Here is a 21434-nt window from a genome sequence, read left to right on the forward strand (position 1 = left end):
GCACGAAGGGCTATTACTAGCGCGGCTCCGCGTAGCGGGCCCTTGCCTCAGGAGCCAGGCCAACACGCCTCACGACCAATCGCGGGAGAGCCCGTTAACCCATGGCGTTTCCGATCACGCCGGGCGACACTCTCCCGCATGACATGGATCGCACCCGAGGTGGACCGCCGTACCGAGCCGTACGTGGCGGACGAACGCAGCATGCTCCAGGGCTGGCTGGACCGGCACCGTGACACCCTGCTGGCCAAATGCGCCGGGCTCACCCCGGAACAGCTCGTCCGGGCCAGCGCCGAGCCGTCGAACCTGACGCTGCTCGGTCTGGTCCGGCACATGGCGGAGGTGGAGCGCTCCTGGTTCCGGACACGTGTCGCGGGCCAGAAGATCGGCAATCTCTACTTCACCGACGAGCAGCCGGACGCCGACTTCGAGAACCTCGACACCGCCGGCGCCGAGGAGGCGCTCGCGGTGCTGCGTGCCGAGTGCGAAGCCGCCGACCGGGCCGTGGCGCACCGCGGCCTGGACGACACGTTCACGATGGCGGACGGCCGGACCATCAGCCTCCGGTGGGTGTACGTCCACATGATCGAGGAGTACGCGCGGCACAACGGGCACGCGGACCTGCTGCGGGAGCGGATCGACGGGGTGACGGGCGACTAGGACTTGTCCGGTCGATCATGTGACGAGTCCCTGACCGGGTCGTTTGTGTTGGCATGGGGCGGGGTGATCTGACTAACGCGGAGTGGGAACGGCTAAAGCCGTTTCTGCCGGTCAGCAACAGGCGTTGTGGCAGATGGCGGGATCACCGGCAGGTGATTGACGGAATTCTGCACCGGGTCCGGACCGGCGTGCAGTGGCGCGACCTCCCCGAGCGGTTCGGGCCGTGGAAGACCGTCCATGAACGCCACCGGCTGTGGTCGGCCGACGGAACGTGGGAGCGTCTGCTCCAGCAGGTACAGGCCGCCGCCGATGCCGCCGGCGAGATCGACTGGGACGTCTCGGTCGACTCCACCATCGTCCGCGCACACCAGCACGCGGCCGGTGCCCGCACCGATCCCCCTCCGGTTTCGGCCTCAAAGGAGGCCGAAACGCCGGAACACCAGGGCGAAAGCGCGTGGCAGAGCCTCGTCGCCCGCCTGGTGGAGGTGGTGCTGGAAGTGAGGGCCTGGGCCGCACGCGGGGCGGGTTCACCAGCAAGCTCCACCTGAGCACCGACGGCCGATGCCGTCCGCTGTCCCTGATCGTCACACCCGGGCAGCGGGCGGACTGCATTCAGTTCAAGTCGGTACTGGAGAAGATCCGCGTCCCACGGACCGGCCTGGGAAGACCCCGCAAGAAGCCCGGCAGCCTGGCGGCGGACAAGGCATACAGCAATGGGCCCTGCCGTGATCAGCTGCGACGGCGGGGCATCCGGCACACCATCCCGGAGAAGATCGACAGCCAGGCAGCCCGTCTTCGCACTGGCTCACACGGCGGACGGCCACCGGGCTTCGACGAAGAGATGTACAAGAAGCGCAACACCGTGGAACGGGCCATCAACCGCATGAAGCAGCACCGGGCGGTCGCCACCCGCTACGACAAGCGCGGCTATGTCTTCCTCGGCACCGCGACAGCGGCAGCCCTCGTCATCTGGCTGCGAACGTAACCGGCAGGACAAGGCCCGGGTGTCGGACAGTAGAACTAGCGACGCGCGGGTCTTGGACTTTGGGGTAGCGTCCGGTGGGGAGGTTGGGATGAGTTTCCGGCTGGCGGCTTACGCCGTGCATCGAGGACAGGCGGGTGCTGCTCGCCTGTCACGTACCACCGAATGGCGAGACCAACTGGACCCTTCCGGGCGGAAGGGTCGAGCACGCGGAGGATCCGTTCGACGCGGTGATCCGGGAAGTCGCCGAGGAGACCGGCTGCGACGCGGTGGTCGAACGCCTGCTGGGCGTGGACTCAAGGATCATCCCCGCAGCCGAACGCGCCATCCCCGGTGGGCCAGAACACCAGAATGTCGGCATCTTCTACCAAGTCCGCATCACCGGCGGCCAACTCCGGCCGGAGCCGGACGGCGAAATCGCCGAGTCGACCTGGACTCCGATCCCCGACGTCGCTGGCCTGCGCCGGTCGTCACTTGTCGACATCGGCCTCACCCTGGCGCAGACCCTTCCGGCAACCGGCCACGTCGCGTCCATCCCGGTCGGCGGCCTGATCCAGCACTGAGGAAACCACCAACGTCTACTCCTGCTTGACCGTCACCTGGCTCACATGATCGACCGGACAAGTCCTAGACGGTACCGGCGAGCAGGCGCGCACCGCTCATTCGGGTGCGCGCTCGACGACGAGCAGTGCGGCGTCGTCCCGCAGCTCCCCGCCCGTGTGCCGGACCAGGTCCGCGCGGAGTCCGTCCACCAGGTCGTCCAGCGGCGCGGCGGCCCGTTCGCCGACCCGATCGGCGAACGGGTGGAAGCGCCCCGCCGCGTCCCGGACCTCGGTGAACCCGTCGGTGGGCAGCACCAGCCGCTCCCCCGCCCGGAACGGCAGCGTCTGGACCGCGTGCCCGGCCCCCACCAGGTCGGCCATGCCGACGGGGGCGCCGGGCCGCTCCGGCGGGCAGGGACGGACCCGGCCGCCGGCGACGAGCAGAGGTTCGGGGTGCCCGCAGTGGACCACCCGGGCCACCGGGCCCTCGGGGATCTCCACCAGCAGGGCGGTGGCGAACCGTTCGGGCGTCTCGGCGCCCGGCAGCCGCGCGATGTGCCGCCGCGCGTCGTGCTCCAGCCGCCGGGCCACCTCCGTCAACTGCTCCTCCGCGTACGCCGCTTCGCGGAAGGAGCGCAGCAGCAGCGCCGACGCCTCCACCGCGAGCATCCCTTTGGCCCGCACATCGCCGACGAGCAGGCGGGTGCCGTACGGGCTGCGTACCGCGTCGTAGAGGTCTCCGCCGCTACGGGGCGCGGTCCGCGCGGGAAGGTAGGTACCGCGCAGGCGCAGGTTTCCGATCCGTCCGGGCAGCGGCCGCAGCAGGACCTGCTGCGCAGTCGCGGCCGATGTGTCGGCGCGGTCCAGCGCGCGCTGTCGCCGCCGTCGTACCGCGCTGCCGGAGAGGGCCACCAGCGTGGCGGCCAGTACCGTGCACACCGCCGCTTCGGACACCGGACCGGCCGTCAGCCGACGGGGCTCCGGCACGCCGGTCGACACGGTCACGGCGGCCAGTACGAACAGCACGAAGGCGAGGCCGAGCAGCGCGCGCGGCAGCAGGGCCGTGAACCGGTGCCGCGCGTTCCCGGAAGGGCGCTCAGCGGTGCTCGGCGGCTGCTTGCGCATGGGCTTCTTCCCTGGCGGTGATGGCGAGTTCGGTGGTGGCGGGGGCGGTACGGCTGTGCGTGGGACGCACCGTGCGGCGGCCGCCCGCCACGTCGTGCAGGGCCCGGTCGAGCAGCATCAGGAGGCGGTACTCGGCCACCCGGACGTCCAGGCTGTCGTGCCGGTCGCCGCACCGCTCGGCCAGTTCCCGCCACACCCGGCGGGTCGCGGGCAGCACGGGGTGCGGGCTGCCGCCCCGGCAGCCGCGTACGCACAGCGCCAGGCAGGTCAGCAGCCGGGCGCAGCCGGCCCGGAACTCCCGGTCCTACGCGCCCGTCCGCGCCGCCGCGTCCGGTCCGTCCTGCGGTGTGCCCTGGCCGGCCACTGCCGCGCCCGGGCCGGCCACCGCCGAGGCCGGGCGCTGGGCGCTGCGCCGCGAGGGCGTCGAGCGCGCCGACGCACGCCTCCGCGTCGTGCGCCACCCGCTCCAGGCTCTCCAGGACCTTGCGGTCCAGGTGCCAGACGGCGTTCCGGTTCCGCGCGCGCACGTTCCAGCGCAGGCTCTCGTGGGCCTGCCCGAGGGCGCTGCGGGCCGTGGCGGTGGTGTCCGCGACGCGGGCAGGCCACTGTGCGCCGAGTACGTCGTCGGGATGCCGACCTTCCCGTACCGCGGTGGCCATGCCGTCCAACACGCCGGCCAGATCGTCCCGCAGGCGGTCGAGGGCGGACTCCGCCGCCCGCAGCCGCAGCGGCGGCGGCAGCAGGGCGTTGAAGAGCACCGCGACGGCGATGCCCACGCCGATCTCCAGCAGGTGCGGCAGGATCTGCCCCGCGTGGTTCGGCCCGAGCAGGAGGACGAACACCGCGGTGATCGGTACGTGCAGTCCGTGCGCGCCGAGGCGTTCGTGCCCGGCGGCCAGCAGGGACAGCAGCAGGACGGCGGTCATGCTCAGCCACGTCGGTCCGACGAGGACCGCGGCGGGCAGGGCGATCAGGGCGCCGAGCGTGCACCCGGCCGCGTACTGGAGCCCCGCCGTGCACGAGCGGAACACCGTCGGGTGGACGACCAGCAGCGCGGCGACGACCGCCGGGCCCGGCTGCGGCGTCTCCCACATGCTGCGGCAGAGCTGCCAGGCCAGCGCCGCCGCCACGGCGGCCCGGACGGCGACCAGCCACCGGACCGCCCAGGGCCCGTCACGGATGCGCGCCAGCCCGACCACCGCGTGTGGTGCCCGCCCGGCGCCCGGGCGGTGTCGCTTTCTCCTCCCGCACGTGCACCCCTTTCCCTCCGCGCTCCGGCCTCGTCCCGTCGGCGGCCTACGGTGCGGGCCGCCGAAACCTTGTCTTGTCCGGTGCGGCCGCCGGATATGCGGGCGCCGGCGGCGAAATGCGGCCGCGGGGAGAAATGGTGCCGTTCGGCGACGCCGGGCGGGAAAAGGTCCCGTACAACCAGGGACGGAAGACCCGCCGCCCGGCCCGTACCCGGGGCACCGGGAAAGCAGCAGGCCGACGGAGCGGCATTCCGCGGCAGCGCATCCGATTTCCGACTCCCCACCGCGCAGCAAAGGACGGATCATGCGACTGATCAATTACGACGTACTGCGGGACCTCGTCCACGAACACCAGCGTCTCACCGAGAGCGGCTCCCCGGCCCGCGAAAGAGAGTGCCGTCTGGAGGACGTGTCCTACACGCTCGGCGTCTACACCGGTCACCGCGACCCCGCCGCCGCCCTCCGCGAGGCCCGTAGCCTGCTGCGCGTGCACGACGCCGGATACCGGCGAGCGGCCTGAAGAAACGCTTCGGCCCGCCTCCTGCCCGGGCAGGAGGCGGGTCGAAGCGTTTCACGGCTGCTGTCGTTTCAGTGCCCTTCCAGCATTCCCTCGCGCAGCCTCGCGAGAATGCGGGTCAGCAGTCGCGACACCTGCATCTGGGAGATTCCGAGCGCCTTGCCGATCTCCGTCTGGGTGAGTTCGGCGCCGAACCGCAGATGCAGAATCCGCCGCTCCCGCTCTTCGAGTCCGTCCAGCAGCGGTTTGAGTGCCTGCACGTTCTCCGCCATTTCCAGGGCAGGGTCCTCGCCCCCGAGGTAGGCGGCGAGCATCCCGCCCGCGGAACGCGCGTCGCCGTCCTCCGGCGGGGCGTCCAGGGAATCGGCGGAATATCCGTTTCCGGCGTACAGGCCCTCGATGACGTCTTCCTGGTCCAGGTCCAGATGCCGGGCCAGTTCCGCGGTGGTGGGCGCCCGGTTCAGGTCGTGCGCCAGTTTCTCCCGCGCCCTGGCCAGGTCGATACGGAGTTCCTGGAGCCGGCGCGGCACATGCACGGCCCAGCTGGTGTCCCGGAAGTAACGCTTGATCTCCCCGACGATGTACGGCACGGCGAACGCGCTGAACGGCGCCCCGCGCGACAGGTCGAACCGGTCGATCGCCTTGATCAGCCCGATGGTCCCCACCTGCACCATGTCCTCGGTCTCCTCGGCACGGCTGCGGAACCTGCGGACCGCGTAGTGCACCAGGGACAGATTCATCTCGACCAGGCAGTCCCGCGCGTACCGGTGGGCGGGGTCGCCCTCGGGGAGGCCGGCCAGCCGCTCGAAGAAGAGCTGGGACACCTCGCGGGCGTCCTGCGGGGTGACGGCTCCGGCATCCGCCAGCCGGGGCAGCCCGGCCGGTCCGGTCACGGGTCTGTCCCGTACGGGTGCGAGGTCGCTCATCACGCGGTCACCCGCCCGCCGGCCGGGGACGAACGCGGGTGGCGCACGCGGAACCACACCCACTTACCGGAGCGCGTCCGGTCGAAGCCCCAGCCGTCCGCTAGGGCGCCCAGGATTTCCAGGCCCCGGCCGTCCTCGGCCGGCGGCTCGTCCGCGGTGCCGGTGGCCATCGGTACCGTACGGGCGGTGTCCCGGACCGCCGCGAAGAGGCTGCCGTCCGCCTCCCCGATCAGCATCAGCGGGATGTCGGGCGCGGTGGAGTGGCGTACGGCGTTGGCGACCACCTCGGAGAGGCAGGTCCGGCCGTCGCCGAGCGCGTAGCGGTCGGGGTCCAGGACGGCGCGGACCGACTCCCGGGCCAGGCGGGGGGGCCCGCGGGCCGGCCGGCAGCCGCATCCGCAGGGCGCGGACGCAGTCGTCGGTCGGGGCGCCGGGCGAGGCGCCGGCGGGGGCGTCGGTCGGGGCGTGGGGCAGGGGCATCGTGCGGGTCTTCCCTTCGGTGCCGCAGTCGGGTTCCGGCACCCTCGGTGTGCCCGCCCCGCGGCCCGGAACCCGGGGCTTACGTCCCCGCGTGCGGGACGAAGGCCCCGGAGCCGCGACAGGCCCCAGGGGCCGTACGCGGGTGCGTACGGGCCCTGGGGCCTGTCACTGCCGGCGCGGCGCGGACCCGCCGCGCCCCGCGGGGTCAGCCCTTGCGGGTCTTGACCTCGTCGGTGAGGGCCGGGACGACCTCGAACAGGTCGCCGACCACGCCGTAGTCGACCAGGTCGAAGATCGGCGCCTCGGCGTCCTTGTTGATGGCGACGATGGTCTTCGAGGTCTGCATACCGGCGCGGTGCTGGATCGCGCCGGAGATGCCCGCGGCGATGTATAGCTGCGGCGAGACCGACTTGCCGGTCTGGCCGACCTGGTTGGTGTGCGGGTACCAGCCCGCGTCCACCGCGGCGCGCGAGGCGCCGACGGCCGCACCGAGCGAGTCGGCGAGCGCCTCGATGACCGGGAAGTTCTCGGCGCCGTTGACGCCGCGGCCACCGGAGACCACGATCGCGGCCTCGGTCAGGTCCGGGCGGCCGGTGGACTCGCGCGGGGTGCGCGAGACGACCTTGGTGCCCTTGGAGGCGTCGGCGACGGTCACCGCGAGCTGCTCGACCGTACCGGCGGCCGGAGCGGCCTCCGGGGCGGCGGAGTTGGGCTTGACGGTGATGACCGGGGTGCCCTTGGTGATGCGGGACTTGGTGGTGTACGAGGCGGCGAAGACGGACTGGGTGGCCACCGGGCCCTCGTCGCCGGCCTCCAGGTCGACGGCGTCGGTGATGATGCCGGAGCCGATGCGGACCGCGAGGCGGGCACCGATCTCCTTGCCCTCGGTGGAGGACGGCAGCAGCACGGCGGCCGGGGAGACGGCCTCGTACGCGGCCTGGAGGGCGTCGACCTTCGGCGCGACCAGGTAGTCGGCGAACTCCGCGGCGTCGGCGGTCAGGACCTTGACCGCGCCGTGCTCGGCGAGCGTCGCGGCGGCGGTGTCGGCGCCGGGGCCGAGGTGCACGGCGACCGGCTCGCCGATGCGGCGGGCGAGGGTGAGCAGTTCGAGGGTGGGCTTGCGGACGGCGCCGTCCACGTGGTCGACGTAGACAAGGACTTCAGCCATGGGATTGCTCTCCTGCGGGAAAAGTGAGGGCGGTGGTGCGGACGGGTTTCCGGGGGCTCAGATGAACTTCTGGCCCGCGAGGAACTCGGCGAGCTGCTTGCCGCCCTCGCCCTCGTCCTTGACGATCGTGCCCGCGGTACGGGCGGGACGCTCGGCCGCTTCCTCGACCTTGGTCCAGGCGCCCTCCAGGCCGACCTCGTCCGCCTCGATGTCCAGGTCGTCCAGGTCCAGGGACTCCACCGGCTTCTTCTTGGCGGCCATGATGCCCTTGAAGGAGGGGTAACGGGCCTCGCCGGACTGGTCGGTGACCGACACGACGGCCGGCAGCGACGCCTCCAGGTGCTCGGTGGCGGTGTCACCGTCCCGGCGGCCCTTGACGACACCGCCGTCGACGGAGACCTCGGACAGCTGGGTCACCTGCGGCACGCCCAGGCGCTCGGCGAGCAGCGCGGGCAGCACGCCCATGGTGCCGTCGGTGGAGGCCATGCCGCAGACGACCAGGTCGTAGCCGGTCTTCTCGACGGCCTTGGCGAGGACCAGGGAGGTGCCGAGCGCGTCGGTGCCGTGCAGGTCGTCGTCCTCGACGTGCACGCCCTTGTCGGCGCCCATCGACAGGGCCTTGCGCAGCGCGTCGTTGGCGTCCTCGGGGCCGACGGTCAGGACCGTGATCTCCGCGTCGCCGTCGGCGGCTTCCTTGATCTGCAGGGCCTGCTCGACCGCGTACTCGTCGAGCTCCGAGAGCAGGCCGTCCACGTCGTCGCGGTCGACGGTCAGGTCCTCGGCGAAGTGCCGGTCGCCGGTGGCGTCGGGCACGTACTTCACACAGACAACGATCCTCAGGCTCACGCCGGCTCTCCTACCTGCTTCGACTCTTCCGAACTGCCTTGTGCTGGCAGCATAGGCGCCTGTTGGGGCGGCTTCCGGTCGGACGGGTCTCCCGCGCCCACCGAAATATTACTCGCCAGTACATCCACCCCATTCCCCGGAAGCAAGGCCGTTGAACTGTGACGTTGCCAACGGCCCCGCAAGGGGTGGACGAGGCGCGCCCACGGAACCGGCGGGGCGCACGAAGCGTTGAGACGGCCGCCCGGCGCACACCCGCGCGGGCTCGGAGGGGGCTCTCAGTCGCGCAGGGCGTTGAAGCGGCCCTCGTGGTAGAGGAGCGGGCGGCTGCGGCCCGCCGTGCCGGCGTACCCCTCCGGGTCGCCCTCGACGACCTGGCCGAGCACGATCCGGTGATCACCGGCGGGCACCCGGGCCACCACCTCGCAGACCAGCCAGGCCAGCACGCCGTCCAGCAGCGGCACGCCGTACGGACCCGGGCGCCAGGAGGTCGGCGCGGCGAAGCGGTCGGCGCCGCTGCGCGCGAAGGTGGCGGCCAGCTCCCGCTGGTGCTCGCCCAGTATGTGCACGCCGACGTACCCGGCCTCGGCGACCGTGGCCCAACTGGAGGAGCCGGTGCTGATACCGAAGGACAGCAGCGGCGGGTCGGCGGCCACCGAGGTCACGGAGGTGGCGGTGAAGCCGACCGGGCGGGCGCCCGGGGCGGTGATCACGGCGACGCCCGCCGCGTGCTGCCGGAAGACGGAGCGCAGCAGGTCGGGAGTGGCGGAACGGGGCGTACCGAGGGCGGCTGGTGCCGTCATGGAGGTGTCCTTCTGCCGTGGTGTACGGGACGGAGCGGCGCCGTCGCCGGCGCGGCCGAAGTCGTCGCTGCTCACGCGCCGGGACAGCGCACACCGACGGTGCGCCGGAGGTCCGCGTACGCGCGTCCGTGAAGGAGGGTGCCTGACCGCATGACGTCACCCTGACGATGCGTGTGCCGGGCAGTCAAGTGACGCCGGGCATCTGGGAGATCAATCACGGACCGCGGCCCCCAGAGCGGCGATGACATCGGCCTTGCGGGGCTGTCCGGCGGCCCGGCGCACCACCGCGCCGTCCCCGTCGAGAACCAGCACCGTGGGCGTGCGCTCGATCCGCAGGGTCCGCACCAGGTCCAGGTGCGCCTCCGCGTCGATCTCGACGTGCGCCACGCCGTCCACCATGCCGGCCACCTCGGCCAGGGTGCGCCGGGTGGCCCGGCAGGGCTGGCAGAAGGCGCTGGAGAACTGGACGAGCGTGGCCCGCTCCCCCAGTCCGGCGCCGACCTCGGCGGCGCCCAGCCGCGTCCCCACGTCCTGCCCTCGCACGCGTCACCCTCCCTCGCTCCGGTGCGCGGCGCGCCGGGGAAGCCCGCTGCCGCGGGGCGGCGCCGCACACCGTCGGTCCTGTCGTCGACGGGTGCAGCGTCCGCGGCGCCGCGTTCATTCCCGCCGGGTACGGGCGCGAGGTGTACCTTCTGCCGCACCGGGCAACTGGACGGTGTGACCACCACGTGACGAGAATCTCCCGGCAGCGGGGTCCCGTACGGTGGCCCCTGGGCCGCCGATCGGGCACGATCTCCCGAAAGCCGCATACTTACGGCTGCGTAACTTCTTCGCCGGGAGAACCCTCCCCAGGCACAGAAAAGGGGTCCCCGACATGGCAGAGCTCGTCTACCCGCCCGTCATCGGCGCCGCCCGTGCGGCGTTCAAGGCGCTCGACCTGAAGTTCGACATCGCCGGGGCCGACCACATCCCCCGGCGCGGCGGCGCGGTCCTGGTGAGCAACCACATCGGATACCTGGATTTCATCTTCTGCGGGCTGGCCGCCCGCCCCGCCAAGCGCCTGGTGCGCTTCATGGCCAAGGAGTCGGTCTTCCGGCACAAGGTGTCGGGGCCGCTGATGCGCGCGATGAAGCACATCCCGGTGGACCGTACGCAGGGTGTGCACGCCTACAAGCACGCGCTGAGCGCGCTGCGCGGCGGCGAGATCATCGGGGTCTTCCCGGAAGCGACGATCTCGGAGTCCTTCACCCTGAAGACCTTCAAGTCGGGCGCGGCCCGGCTGGCGCAGGAGGCGGGGGTGCCGCTGCTGCCGATGGCGCTGTGGGGCACCCAGCGGCTGTGGACCAAGGGGCACAAGCGGGACCTGGGCCGTAACCACTTCCCCATCACCATCCGGATCGGCGAGCCGGTCGAGGCGTCGCCGGACGAGCAGACGGAGAAGATCACCGACCGGCTGCGCTCCCGCGTGCAGGACCTCCTGGAAGCGGCGCAGCGCGCGTACCCGGTCCGCCCCAAGGGCCCGGAGGACACCTGGTGGGTCCCGGCCCACCTCGGCGGCACCGCTCCCGCACCGGGCGCGACCGCCTGAGCGGCGGCTGCCCGGCCGGTGCGCCACGGGATCATGCCCGCCGGCGCGGCTCGGGCATCTCCAGGGCGGTCGGCAGGAGTTGCCACAGGTGCGGGCGGTCGACGGCCTTCCGGAGGCAGTGCAGCACGGCGGGGTGCGGCTCGGCGAAGAGCAACGGATAGTCCACTTCCCCCAGCTCCGGCCGGACGGGCCAGGCCAGCTGCTCCCGGTCGAGGCGGAACCGCGCGTCGACGCCGGGTTTGTTCCCTCGCGGGTCCTGCCGCGCCCAGCGCCGCTCCCCCGGCAGCTTGAGCGCGATCAGACCGTGCGCGGTGTCCAGCTTCTGGTAGCACAGCGCGGCCGGGATGCCCTCGGCGCGCAGCAGGGCCGTCAGGGCGTGTGCTTTGGCGAAGCAGATGCCGGTGCGCTGCTCCAGGACGTCGGAGGCGCGCCAGGTGACCCGCGGGTCCCCGTGGTCGGCGCTGTGCGGGATCGTGTCGCGGACGTACGTGAACGCCGCCTCGGCGTATGAGTATGCGTCCGGCGCCGTGGAGCGCAGCCGCTGAGCGGTGTCGCGCACGACGGTGTGCTCGTGGTCGATCACGTCGTCAGCGGCGAGGTAGGCGGACATGTCGGGCTCGTACTGGAGCAGCTCCATGAACCATGAAGATAGTGATGCGCCCGACCGGAAGCAAATACTTTTCCGGTCAGGCGCATATTCACTCAGCCGAGGGTCGAGGGCGGGGCCGGATCAGCGGCCCATCTCCTCGCGCAGAGCGGTCAGCAGACCGTCCACGTCCTCCTCCGTCGTGTCGAAGGAGCACATCCAGCGGACATCGCCCGCGGCCTCGTCCCAGAAGTAGAAGCGGTAGCGCTTCTGGAGCCGCTCGGTGACGTCGTGCGGCAGGCGCGCGAAGACGGCGTTGGCCTGGACGGGGTAGAGGATCTCCACGCCGTCCACCTCGCGGACGCCGGCGGCGAGCCGCTGGGCCATGCTGTTGGCGTGCCGGGCGTTGCGCAGCCAGAGGTCGCGCGTGAGCAGCGCCTCCAACTGCACGGATATGAAGCGCATCTTGGAGGCGAGCTGCATGGACATCTTGCGTACGTGCTTCATCGCCCGCACCGCGTCCGGGTTGACGACCACCACGGCTTCGCCGAACAGTGCCCCGTTCTTCGTGCCGCCCAGGGAGAGCACGTCCACGCCGACCGCGTTCGTGAACGCCCGCATCGGTACGTCCAGCGACGCCGCCGCGTTGGCGATCCGCGACCCGTCCAGGTGCACCAGCATGTTGCGCTCGTGGGCGTGCTCGCAGATGGCCCGCACCTCGTCGGGGGTGTAGACCGTGCCCAGCTCGGTGTTCTGGGTGATCGAGACGACCTGCGGCATCGCGCGGTGCTCGTCGTCCCAGCCGTACGCCTCGCGGTCGATCAGGTCCGGGGTGAGCTTGCCGTCCTCGGTCGGTACGGTCAGCAGCTTCAGGCCGCCGACCCGCTCCGGGGCGCCGCACTCGTCCACGTGGATGTGCGCGGTGTCCGCGCAGATCACCGCGCCCCAGCGCTCGGTCATCGCCTGGAGGGCGACGACGTTGGCGCCGGTGCCGTTGAAGACCGGGAACGCCTCGGCGGTCTGCCCGAAGTGGCTGCGGACCGTCCGCTGGAGCGCTTCGGTGTACTCGTCCTCGCCGTAGGCGACCTGGTGGCCGCCGTTGGCGAGGGCGAGGGCCGCCAGCACCTCCGGGTGGGCGCCGGCGTAGTTGTCGCTGGCGAAGCCGCGTACCGCCGGGTCGTGGCGCCGCCGGGCGTCGGTCTGCCGTTCGGTCACGCTTCGGGGGTCAGCCACAGACGCTGTCCATTCACTTCCTGGGCGGGCCGCTCCCAGACGCCGCTGACGGCCTGGGCCAGGTCCTTGACGTCCGTGAAGCCCGCGAACTTGGCATTCGGGCGCTCGGCGCGCATCTGGTCGTTGACGAGCGCCTTGACCACCAGGATGGCAGCCGCCGCCTTCGGGCCGTCCTCGCCCCCGGCCTTGCGGAAGGCGTCGCCGAGGGCCAGTGTCCATGCCTCGGCCGCCGCCTTGGACGCGGCGTACGCGGCGTTCCCGGCCGTGGGCTTGCTCGCGCCCGCCGCGCTGACCAGCAGGTACCGGCCGTTCCCGGACCGCTCCAGCGCGCCCTGGAAGGCGAGCGAGGTGTGCTGGACCGTACGGATGAGCAGCTTCTCCAGCAGGTCCCAGTCGCCGAGGTCGGTCTCCGCGAAGGACGCGGAGCCGCGCCAGCCGCCGACCAGGTGCACCAGGCCGTCGATCCGGCCGAACTCCTTCTCCGTACGGTCGGCCCAGCCGCGGGTCGCGTCCAGGTCCAGCAGGTCCACGGTGTCGCCGGTGACGGTGGCGCCGCCGTGCGCGTACCGCGCGGCGTCCACGGCCTCCGCCAGCCGTGCGGCGTCCGCGTCGGCGGCGACCACGGTCGCCCCCGCCTCGGCGAGCCGCAGCAGCGTCGCCCGCCCCGCGGGGCCGGCCGCCCCGGCCACCGCGACGACCGCGCCTTCCAGCAGTCCCTGGCCGTTGGTCGCAGTACTCATGTTCCTCGTCTCCTTGTGCTCCGGCGTGCCCTGGGTACCGCCGGCGCTCACACCGCCGCCAGTACGTCGCTTCCGGCTGTGATGCCCTTGGTGGAGGCAATCACGCCGCGCAGTTTCTTGGCGAGAGCCTCGTAGAACATGCTCAGCGGGAACTCGTCCGGCAGGACGTCGTCGACCAGCTTGCGCGGCGGCTTGTCGAGGTCGAGCGCGTCGGGGCCCTTGGCCCAGACGGAGCCGGGGTGCGGGGCCAGGTAGGTGGAGACGAGGTCGTAGGCGGCGAACCAGTGGACCAGCTTGGGGCGGTCGATGCCGTCCCGGTAGAGCTTCTCGATCTCGCCGCACAGCTGGTTGGTGACCTGCGGGGCGCGCTCCCAGTCGATGTGGAGGGTGTTGTCCGTCCAGCGTACGACGTCGTGCCGGTGCAGGTACGCGAAGAGGAGCTGGCCGCCGAGGCCGTCGTAGTTGCGTACCCGGTCGCCGGTGACGGGAAAGCGGAACATCCGGTCGAAGATCACCGCGTACTGCACGTCGCGGGCCTGACGGAAGCCCTCGGCCTCCAGCTTGACGGCCTCCTTGAAGGCGGTCAGGTCGCAGCGCAGTTCCTCCAGGCCGTACATCCAGAACGGCTGCCGCTGCTTGATCATGAAGGGGTCGAACGGCAGGTCGCCGTGGCTGTGGGTGCGGTCGTGGACCATGTCCCAGAGCACGAACGCCTGCTGGCAGCGGTCCTGGTCGGCGAGCATCTCGCGGATGTCGGCGGGCAGTTCGACGCCCAGTGTCTCGACGGCGGCCTCGCTGACCCGGCGGAAGCGGGCGGCCTCGCGGTCGCAGAAGATGCCGCCCCAGGTGAAGCGCTCGGGTGCCTCGCGCACGGCGATGGTCTCCGGGAAGAGCACGGCGGAGTTGGTGTCGTACCCGGCGGTGAAGTCCTCGAAGGTGATGCCGCAGAACAGCGGGTTGTCGTAACGGGTACGCTCCAGCTCCGCCAGCCACTCGGGCCAGACCATGCGCAGCACGACCGCCTCGAAGTTGCGGTCCGGGTTGCCGTTCTGCGTGTACATGGGAAAGACGACCAGGTGCTGGCGGCCGTCGACACGCTCCCGCGCGGGCTGGAAGGCCAGCAGCGAGTCGAGGAAGTCGGGCACGGCGAAGCCGCCGTCGGCCCAGCGGCGCAGGTCCGCCACGAGCGCCAGATGGTAGGCGGCGTCGTGCGGGAGCAGCGGCGCCAGCTCCTCGATGGCCGATATGGCGCGCTCGACCTCGCGCCGGACGTCGTCGGCGGCGGGCACGCCCTCGGCGTCGAGGTCGATCGAGCCGTCCTTGGACTGCCACGGGCGGATGGCCTCGACGGCGTCCTTGAGCACCGGCCACGCGGGATGCGCGACCACACGCTCTGCGGTCCCGATGCCCCCCGGGGCACCCACAGGCGAAAGAATTTCCGTCATGACTACCCTCCGGCAGGAGATCCTGTTGTGCGGACACGGTATCCACGGGCCCTCCGCGACCTCAAGAGCCTCAGGGAAAATTCTTTCGTCAAACCCCTATGGTCACGAATCTTTTTCCTGCCTGCCGAAGCTGGAGCGGAAGTTTCTGTCAGTCCGACCTATGCCTACCGCGCATCCTCCAGCACGTTTCAACACGTACCGACACGTACCCGCAACGGGTCGTCCCCTCCGGTGGAGGGCGTCCGCCGGACACCCTCCACGACGGACGGCCACGGCGGACCGGCCTTCGGTGAGCGGGTGGTTCCGGCCGTTTCCCGTCCGCCCGTCGAGCCGCTCCCGTACGGCACCGTCCCGTACGGAGCACCGCGCGCACCCGGCGGCCGGGCCCGCCAACTGGGGTTCGGCGGCTCGGCGCCCCGGTACGGCGCCTGCGCCCCGCCTCGGCGCCCACACCCACCGCCTTGACCGGTTCCTGTCACTCCCCTTCCGCTCTCCTGCCGCCCGCCCGTCGCCGTGGCCCGCCGTACGGGCCGTCCCGGCCGCCCCGCACCCCTGCGGACCGCCCCGCCGGCCCGCCGCGTCAGCGCGCGGAGGACTCGCCCACGCACGAGTGAGCCGCATTCCGGGCGGAAGCCCCCGGCCGGAGGGGCGCGACGCCCCGGCGCACGCCCCTCGCCGCGGTTCCGGCCGCCGCGAGCCCCGACGCCACCCCGGATTTCCCGGCCCCGGCGGGTGTGGCCGCAGACCTGACAAGTCCCCGTTCCGGCCACGTCGGAGCGCTGTCCGACATCGGTTCCGGCCTTCCGGGCGCCCGTTAGGCTGTGCGCCGTTTCGAAAGTGCAGCCGGTGGGCCCGCGCTCGGGACAGGTCCGGCAGCAGTGGCCCGCGGCCGGTACCGGTCTGCCGGCACCCCCGACAGAAACGAGGCAGCCTTGTCCTTTCTCACCATCGGACACCGCGGGATGATGGGCGTCGAGCCGGAGAACACCCTGCGCTCGTTCGCCCGCGCCGAACGCGAAGGTCTCGACGTCATCGAGCTGGACCTGCACCTGAGCAAGGACGGCGCGCTCGTGGTCATGCACGACGCGGACGTGGACCGCACGACCGACGGGACGGGGCCGATCGCCGACCGCACCCTGGCCGAGCTGCGCGAACTGGACGCCGGCGACGGCGAGCGGATTCCGGTGTTCGAGGAGATCGTGGACGCGGTACGGGCACCGCTGCAGGCGGAGATCAAGGACGCGGCCGCCGCCCGGGCACTCGCCGACGTCCTGCGCGCCCGTGACCTGACCGCCCGGGTCGAGGTGATCTCCTTCCACGACGAGGCGCTGGCCACCGTCTCCCGGCTGCTGCCCGGCGTACGGACCGCACTGGTCGCCGAGCACTACGGCATCGACGTGGTGGACCGCGCCCGGGCCGTGGGCGCCTCGGCGCTCTCCCTCGACATCCGCAGGCTCACCCTGGAGCTGGTGGAACGGGCCCACACCGCGGGGCTGCGCGTGCTCGGCTGGACCGTCAACACCCACGACCAGCTCCGGCTCAGCCGCGGCCTGGGGCTGGACGGCGTGGTGACCGACTTCCCCGAGATCCGGCGGGCGGTGCGGTTCACGGCCTGAAGTGCGGCGCGGCGGCGGCAGGCCGCCGCAGGACGCGGTTACGGGCGGGTCACCGCATGACGAGCGGTACGGGCGGTACGGGCGGGCTGCCGCGGTACGGGGCGGCCCGCCCGGCGCCTCAGCCGAGCGTCTTGACCAGCAGCTCGAACTCCAGGTCGGCGCGCTGCGGGATGCCGAACCGCTCGTCACCGTACGGGAACGGGAACATCTTCCCGGTACGCCGGAAGCCGCGCCGCTCGTACCAGGCGATCAGCTCGTCCCGCTGCCGGATGACCGTCATCCGCATCTCGGCCGCGTCCCACTCGGCGCGGGCGGTGCGCTCCGCCTCGGCCATGATGACCTTGCCGAAGCCACCGCCCTGGAGCTCGGGCCGGACCGCGAACATGCCGAAGTACACGTGGTCACCGCGGTGTTCGAGCTGGCAGCAGGCGACGACCTCCCCCGCGTTCTCGGCGAGCAGCAGCCGGCTGTCCGCGTCGCGCACGACGGCCGTGACACCCTCCGGGTCGGTGCGCTGGCCTTCCAGCAGGTCCGCCTCGGTGGTCCAGCCGACCCGGCTCGCGTCGCCGCGGTAGGCGGACTCGATCAGCTCGACGACCGCCGGGACGTCGGCTTCGGTGGCGGTTCTGTAGGTCAGCTCGACGGTCGGCATCGGCGGTGTCCTCTCGGTGGCGTGCGGCGCGGCGTACGGGCGCCGGCGCCGGGGCGTCGCGCGGTACGGCCGTACCGGAGGCTAACAAGAGCGACCGCGCCACCGCCCCGGCCCGCCCGAAGGCGTAGGGTCCGCAGCATGGTGCATGTACTGAGCAGCAGGGTGCTGGTGCGGCCGTCCGACCCCGAGCGGTCGCGGGAGTTCTACGGCGGCGCGCTGGGCCTGGAGGTCTACCGCGAATTCGGTACCGGCCCGGAGCGCGGCACGGTCTACTTCCTCGGCGGCGGCTTCCTGGAGGTCTCCGGCCGCTCCCCCGAGCCCCCTACGGCCACGCTCCAACTCTGGCTCCAGGTCGCCGACGCCGCCGCGGCGCACGAGGAACTGGTGGCCCGTGGGGTGGAGGTCCTGCGCCCTCCGGTGAAGGAGCCGTGGGGCCTGATCGAGATGTGGATCGCGGACCCGGACGGCCACCGCATCGTGCTGACCGAGGTCCCGGCGGACCACCCGCTGCGGTACCGGCCCGGCATCTGACCTCCGCGGCTCCGCCCGCCCATGCTCCCCACCGTGCGCCCGTGCGCTCCCGATGCCGGGTTTCCGGCGGGCGTCCCCGACCCGTCAGCGGGGCACGATGCCGCTGTACCGGGCCGCACGACGCCGCGCCGCACCGTCGCCCGCGTGCGACCGCCGTACGGGCTCTCGGGGAGGACGCCGTGCACGGACCGCCATGGGTCGGCTGGCTGCTGGTGCTGCTGTGTGCCGGAGCGGGCGCGTACTGCCTGTCGAGCGTACGGCGCGGTACGGCCGCACAGCGGCGGGAAGCGCGCGGTGAGGCGCTGATGGGGCTGGGCATGGCGGCGATGGCCGTACCCGCCACGGCCGTGGCGCAGCCACCCTGGGCCCCCTGGGCGTTCGCGGCCGTCTTCGGCGCCGCGGGCCTGTGGGCGCTGCTGCGCAGGCATCCGCACCACGCGGTGGGCGCGGCGGCGATGGTCTACATGTCCCTGGCGATGGTGTCCGTCCCCGGCGGCGGGCCGGGTGGTGGTGCGCACACGTCACACGCGGGGTCCATGGAGCACATGGGGTCGACGGGGCCTGGCGGACTGCCGGTGTTCACGGTGCTGCTCCTGGCCTACTACGCCGTGTACGTCGTCGCCGCCGGCGTACGGCTGACACCGGCGGCCGCTCCCGGCACGGCGGACGACGCCGTGCAAGCCCCGGCGCGGGCCTCCTGGCCGGAGGTCGTGGGAGCGTGCCGGGTGGCGATGGGCATCGGCATGTTCGCGATGCTGCTGGTCCTTTGAGTCTGGCCCTTCGAGCTTCGGGGGCCGTGGTATACGTCACTTCCGTGGCGGATCGTACCTCGCAGTAGCCGCGCGCTCATAGGCTGAAGCCATGATGGTCCCCCTCGCGCTGATGATGCTCGGCGCGCTGGTCGCGGCGACGGCGCCGCGCCTGATGGCCCGCGCCGAATGGCCCGACCGCGAACCGGTGCTCGCCCTGTGGGTGTGGCAGTGCGTGGTCGCCACCGTACTGCTGTGCTGCGCCCTCGCGATGTCCCTCTTCGGCGCCGCCGCGTGGGAAGCCGTACGCAGTCACCTCTTCGGCCATGCGCCGCGCGTCGTCGTCGAGGCGTACGCCCTCAAGGACTACGGCCCGTGGTCCGGCGTACTGGCCGCAATACTGGCGGGCGGCGGCGCGTGGACGGCCGTCATGCTCACCCGCGAGGTACGCGGCGCCCGCGCCCGGCGGCGGCAGCGGCGCACCGACCTGCTGCGGCGCTCCCCGCTGCTGCCCGGCGAGGAGCCCTCCGGTGACCGGCTCGTGGTCCTCGAAGGCGACCGCCCCGAAGCGTGGTGGCTGCCCGGCGCCACCCCTCAACTGGTCGTCACCACCTCGGCGTTGCGCCGCCTGAAAGGCCGTCAGCTCGACGCGCTGATCGCCCACGAGCAGGGCCACGCGCGGGCCCGCCACGACGTGCTGCTGTACTGCGCCTCGGCCCTCGCGGCCGGATTCCCGCAGGTCCCGGTCTTCGCCGCGTTCCGCGACCAGGTGCACCGGCTGGTCGAACTGGCCGCCGACGACGTGGCCTCGCGCCGCTTCGGCCGCCTGACGATCGCCCTGGCCCTGGTCGAACTCAACGAGGACCGCGGGGTGTTCGGTCCCTGCCCCGCCCAGTGCGCCCAGCTCCCCCACCGCGTACACCGCCTGCTCGCCCCGGCCCCGCGCTTCACCCCCGGCCGCCGCCTGCGCATGACCGCGGTCGCGGCTCTCGTCCCGGCGATCCCGCTCCTGGTGACGTTCATACCGGGACTGAGCGCGCTGACGTACTGAGGGGCGAGGAGCGCGCTGAGGGGGTACGGGCGCGGGGGCGTGAGCGCACGGGCGCACCGAGGCGGTTCGGGCGTACGCGGCCGGGCACCCGCCGTCGTACGAACACACCCCCGTACGGAGTCTCCCTGGCCCCACCCCGCACGCCTCCGCGAGGATTCCCTCATGCCCCCCACCCCCGCCACCCTCCCGGCGCCCAGCACGTCGCCCCCCTCACCACGCCGCTCCGTACGCCTCGCTCTCCTCCTGCTCCTTCCCTTCACCGCCCTCCTCGCCCTGGTGGCCGCCCGCTGGAGCCCGCTGCTCGCCTTCGACCACGGCATCGCCACGTCCCTGCACCGCACGGCCGTCACGGCCCCCGGTCTGACTTCCGTCAACAAAATCTTCTCGGACTGGGTGTGGGACCCGTGGACCCTGCGGGCCCTCCTGGCCGTCGCGGTCGTCGCACTACTGCGCCGCGGGCAGTGGCTGCTCGGCTGCTGGGTGGCCGTCACAGCAGCCGTCGGGACGGCGTTGCAGCAGGTGCTGAAGGCGCTCGTGGGGCGCCAGCGTCCGGAGTGGCCGGACCCCGTCGACTCCGCGCACTACGCGGCCTTCCCCTCCGGCCACGCCATGACGGCCGCGGTGGCGGGCGGCCTGGCGCTGTGGCTGCTGCGGCTGTCCGGGGCCCGTCGGCGCCGACTGTGGGCGGCCGCGGTGCTGGTCGGCGTTTCCGTGGCGGGTGTCGGGCTCACCCGCGTCTACCTGGGAGTCCACTGGGCCACGGACGTGCTCGGGGGCTGGCTGCTGGGCGGGGCGCTGGTGGCGGCCGCGGCGGCCGGGTACGCCCGCCGGTACGGAGCGCGGCGATGACGGCGGGCCGCCGACGCGCCAGGATGGCCCTATGACGATCAAAGGTGTGCTCTTCGACTTCTCCGGGACGCTGCTGCGCATCGAATCGCCGGAGAGCTGGCTGCGGGCGGTACTGCACGAGACCGGGACGGACGTCGCGGAGGAGGAGGTGGCCCGCCTCGCGGCGGAGCTGAGCCGAGCCGGCGCGCTGCCCGGCGGTTCGTCGCCGGACCACATGCCGCCCGAGCTGGCCGCGCTCTGGGAGGTCCGGGACCGCAGCGCCGACCGGCACCGCGAGCTGTACACCGGACTGGCCCGGCAAGTACCGCTGCCCGACGACGCGTTGTACGACGCGCTGTACGAACGCCACATGACACCCGCCGCGTGGGCGCCGTACCCGGATGCCGCCGAGGTCCTGTCCGAGCTGCGGCGGCGCGGCATCCGCACCGGCGTGGTCAGCAACATCGGCTGGGACCTGCGGCCGGTACTCCGCGCACACGGCCTCGACCGCTTCGTCGACAGCTACGTCCTGTCGTACGAACACGGCATCCAGAAGCCCGACCCACGACTGTTCGAGATCGCCTGCGAGGAACTGGGACTGCCCCCCACGGAGGTCCTGATGGTGGGCGACGACCGCACCGCGGACGGCGGAGCCACCGCCCTGGGCTGCACCTACCTCCCCGTCGACCACGTCCCGCCCCCCGAACGCCCCGACGGCCTCCGCCCCGCCCTGGCCTCGGCCGGCTGACCTTCGCACACCCGGCGGGCGCCTTGTGGCGCCGGAAACCGGGGGCGGTCCCCTTCGCCCGACCGGCGCCCACGGATCCACGCAAAGGCGGCAGAAACAAGCAGCTCCATTCGGTCTCACTTCTCGCCGCGCCGCGGACAGCCCACATCGGAAGGCTGTGGCCGCCCGGACCACATACGGCCAATTACTTGATCAGTGAACAGCTACGGCCGTGAAAGTGACTGAAGCGTTGTCAGTGGCTCGCGATAGGTTGTGGGAACACGCGAAAGCACAGTTCCTGGGGGGACCTATGGCCGGTGACGGCTTTGACATAGATACGGACCAACTCAAGTCCGCGGCGCCGCGTTTCCACCGGGAAGCGGACGCGCTGGCGA

The 21434-nt window shown here is 72.4% G+C and carries 23 protein-coding genes and 1 pseudogene; 11 read left to right on the forward strand and 13 right to left on the reverse strand.

What is annotated here, in order from left to right:
* Positions 1 to 138 precede the first annotated feature (138 nt).
* The 3 genes and pseudogenes from ACZ4QV_RS41360 to ACZ4QV_RS41370 all read left to right on the forward strand — a co-directional run bounded on the left by ACZ4QV_RS41360 (position 139) and on the right by ACZ4QV_RS41370 (position 2202).
* Positions 139 to 657: a DinB family protein gene (locus ACZ4QV_RS41360; protein WP_361637578.1), complete on the forward strand. Its 519-nt coding sequence runs from the start codon at positions 139 to 141 to the stop codon at positions 655 to 657.
* A gap of 53 nt (positions 658 to 710) precedes the next feature.
* Positions 711 to 1642, forward strand: a protein-coding gene (locus tag ACZ4QV_RS41365; protein ID WP_467764447.1) for an IS5 family transposase whose coding sequence is annotated in 2 segments (ribosomal slippage) — positions 711 to 1124 and positions 1127 to 1642 — 930 coding nt in all. Because the reading frame shifts where the segments join, the coding sequence is not laid out codon by codon here.
* Positions 1643 to 1730: 88 nt separating this feature from the next.
* Positions 1731 to 2202, forward strand: a pseudogene (locus ACZ4QV_RS41370) (NUDIX hydrolase).
* Between the two features lie 96 nt (positions 2203 to 2298).
* Here the strand turns inward: ACZ4QV_RS41370 and ACZ4QV_RS41375 are convergent.
* Complete coding sequence (locus ACZ4QV_RS41375; RefSeq protein WP_467764449.1) at positions 2299 to 3207, reverse strand: PP2C family protein-serine/threonine phosphatase; 909 nt, start codon at positions 3205 to 3207, stop codon at positions 2299 to 2301.
* Entirely contained in the window at positions 3183 to 4505 is a 1323-nt protein-coding gene (locus ACZ4QV_RS41380; RefSeq protein WP_361637580.1) for an FUSC family protein, read from the reverse strand. Before ACZ4QV_RS41380 ends, ACZ4QV_RS41375 begins: the two co-directional genes overlap by 25 nt.
* A gap of 355 nt (positions 4506 to 4860) precedes the next feature.
* On the opposite strand from ACZ4QV_RS41380, the gene ACZ4QV_RS41385 reads away from it, so the two are divergent.
* Entirely contained in the window at positions 4861 to 5076 is a 216-nt protein-coding gene (locus tag ACZ4QV_RS41385; protein ID WP_361637582.1) for a DUF5133 domain-containing protein, read from the forward strand.
* Between the two features lie 68 nt (positions 5077 to 5144).
* Here ACZ4QV_RS41385 and ACZ4QV_RS41390 read toward each other — a convergent pair whose 3' ends face one another.
* The 6 genes from ACZ4QV_RS41390 to ACZ4QV_RS41415 form a co-directional block, all read right to left on the reverse strand.
* Positions 5145 to 5999, reverse strand: a complete 855-nt coding sequence (locus tag ACZ4QV_RS41390; protein WP_361154999.1) for an RNA polymerase sigma factor SigF — start codon at positions 5997 to 5999, stop codon at positions 5145 to 5147.
* On the reverse strand, positions 5999 to 6688 hold the full coding sequence (locus ACZ4QV_RS41395) for an ATP-binding protein (RefSeq protein WP_467764450.1): 690 nt from the start codon (positions 6686 to 6688) through the stop codon (positions 5999 to 6001). Before ACZ4QV_RS41395 ends, ACZ4QV_RS41390 begins: the two co-directional genes overlap by 1 nt.
* Positions 6685 to 7647, reverse strand: coding sequence for an electron transfer flavoprotein subunit alpha/FixB family protein (locus ACZ4QV_RS41400; protein ID WP_361154996.1), 963 nt, complete (start codon positions 7645 to 7647; stop codon positions 6685 to 6687). The genes ACZ4QV_RS41395 and ACZ4QV_RS41400 overlap by 4 nt, the downstream gene beginning before the upstream one ends.
* Positions 7648 to 7704: 57 nt before the next feature.
* A complete protein-coding gene (locus ACZ4QV_RS41405) occupies positions 7705 to 8493 on the reverse strand; it encodes an electron transfer flavoprotein subunit beta/FixA family protein (protein WP_125048215.1) in 789 nt (262 codons plus the stop codon).
* A 275-nt stretch (positions 8494 to 8768) separates the two neighbouring features.
* Complete coding sequence (locus tag ACZ4QV_RS41410) at positions 8769 to 9293, reverse strand: flavin reductase family protein (RefSeq protein ID WP_361155248.1); 525 nt, start codon at positions 9291 to 9293, stop codon at positions 8769 to 8771.
* 210 nt (positions 9294 to 9503) lie between these two features.
* Positions 9504 to 9836 carry a thioredoxin family protein gene (locus ACZ4QV_RS41415; protein ID WP_030999263.1) on the reverse strand — a complete coding sequence of 111 codons (333 nt, stop codon included), beginning with the start codon at positions 9834 to 9836 and terminating at the stop codon, positions 9504 to 9506.
* Positions 9837 to 10167: 331 nt separating this feature from the next.
* On the opposite strand from ACZ4QV_RS41415, the gene ACZ4QV_RS41420 reads away from it, so the two are divergent.
* Entirely contained in the window at positions 10168 to 10881 is a 714-nt protein-coding gene (locus ACZ4QV_RS41420) for a lysophospholipid acyltransferase family protein (RefSeq protein ID WP_361154992.1), read from the forward strand.
* Between the two features lie 31 nt (positions 10882 to 10912).
* On the opposite strand, the gene ACZ4QV_RS41425 is transcribed toward ACZ4QV_RS41420, so the two are convergent.
* The 4 genes from ACZ4QV_RS41425 to ACZ4QV_RS41440 form a co-directional block, all read right to left on the reverse strand.
* Positions 10913 to 11518, reverse strand: coding sequence for a transglutaminase-like domain-containing protein (locus ACZ4QV_RS41425; RefSeq protein WP_361154991.1), 606 nt, complete (start codon positions 11516 to 11518; stop codon positions 10913 to 10915).
* 93 nt (positions 11519 to 11611) lie between these two features.
* Entirely contained in the window at positions 11612 to 12682 is a 1071-nt protein-coding gene (locus ACZ4QV_RS41430; protein WP_361154989.1) for a threonine aldolase family protein, read from the reverse strand.
* Positions 12679 to 13440, reverse strand: coding sequence for an SDR family NAD(P)-dependent oxidoreductase (locus ACZ4QV_RS41435; RefSeq protein ID WP_361154987.1), 762 nt, complete (start codon positions 13438 to 13440; stop codon positions 12679 to 12681). Before ACZ4QV_RS41435 ends, ACZ4QV_RS41430 begins: the two co-directional genes overlap by 4 nt.
* A 47-nt stretch (positions 13441 to 13487) precedes the next feature.
* On the reverse strand, positions 13488 to 14885 hold the full coding sequence (locus ACZ4QV_RS41440; RefSeq protein WP_361154985.1) for a DUF6421 family protein: 1398 nt from the start codon (positions 14883 to 14885) through the stop codon (positions 13488 to 13490).
* A gap of 932 nt (positions 14886 to 15817) precedes the next feature.
* On the opposite strand from ACZ4QV_RS41440, the gene ACZ4QV_RS41445 reads away from it, so the two are divergent.
* On the forward strand, positions 15818 to 16501 hold the full coding sequence (locus ACZ4QV_RS41445; RefSeq protein WP_361154984.1) for a glycerophosphodiester phosphodiesterase: 684 nt from the start codon (positions 15818 to 15820) through the stop codon (positions 16499 to 16501).
* Between the two features lie 118 nt (positions 16502 to 16619).
* Here ACZ4QV_RS41445 and ACZ4QV_RS41450 read toward each other — a convergent pair whose 3' ends face one another.
* Positions 16620 to 17153, reverse strand: coding sequence for a GNAT family N-acetyltransferase (locus ACZ4QV_RS41450; protein ID WP_361154982.1), 534 nt, complete (start codon positions 17151 to 17153; stop codon positions 16620 to 16622).
* A 138-nt stretch (positions 17154 to 17291) separates the two neighbouring features.
* On the opposite strand from ACZ4QV_RS41450, the gene ACZ4QV_RS41455 reads away from it, so the two are divergent.
* From ACZ4QV_RS41455 to ACZ4QV_RS41475, 5 genes are all read left to right on the forward strand, one after another.
* Positions 17292 to 17684: a VOC family protein gene (locus tag ACZ4QV_RS41455; RefSeq protein ID WP_361619474.1), complete on the forward strand. Its 393-nt coding sequence runs from the start codon at positions 17292 to 17294 to the stop codon at positions 17682 to 17684.
* A gap of 179 nt (positions 17685 to 17863) precedes the next feature.
* Positions 17864 to 18454 (forward strand): DUF5134 domain-containing protein, encoded by a 591-nt coding sequence (locus tag ACZ4QV_RS41460; RefSeq protein ID WP_361619476.1) that lies wholly within the window; start codon positions 17864 to 17866, stop codon positions 18452 to 18454.
* Positions 18455 to 18545: 91 nt separating this feature from the next.
* Complete coding sequence (locus ACZ4QV_RS41465) at positions 18546 to 19484, forward strand: M56 family metallopeptidase (protein ID WP_361154976.1); 939 nt, start codon at positions 18546 to 18548, stop codon at positions 19482 to 19484.
* A gap of 162 nt (positions 19485 to 19646) precedes the next feature.
* Entirely contained in the window at positions 19647 to 20333 is a 687-nt protein-coding gene (locus ACZ4QV_RS41470; RefSeq protein ID WP_467764448.1) for a phosphatase PAP2 family protein, read from the forward strand.
* A gap of 31 nt (positions 20334 to 20364) precedes the next feature.
* Positions 20365 to 21060: an HAD family hydrolase gene (locus ACZ4QV_RS41475; protein WP_361154972.1), complete on the forward strand. Its 696-nt coding sequence runs from the start codon at positions 20365 to 20367 to the stop codon at positions 21058 to 21060.
* Positions 21061 to 21434: the final 374 nt, after the last annotated feature.

Source organism: Streptomyces sp. NPDC026394, from assembly GCF_055567735.1.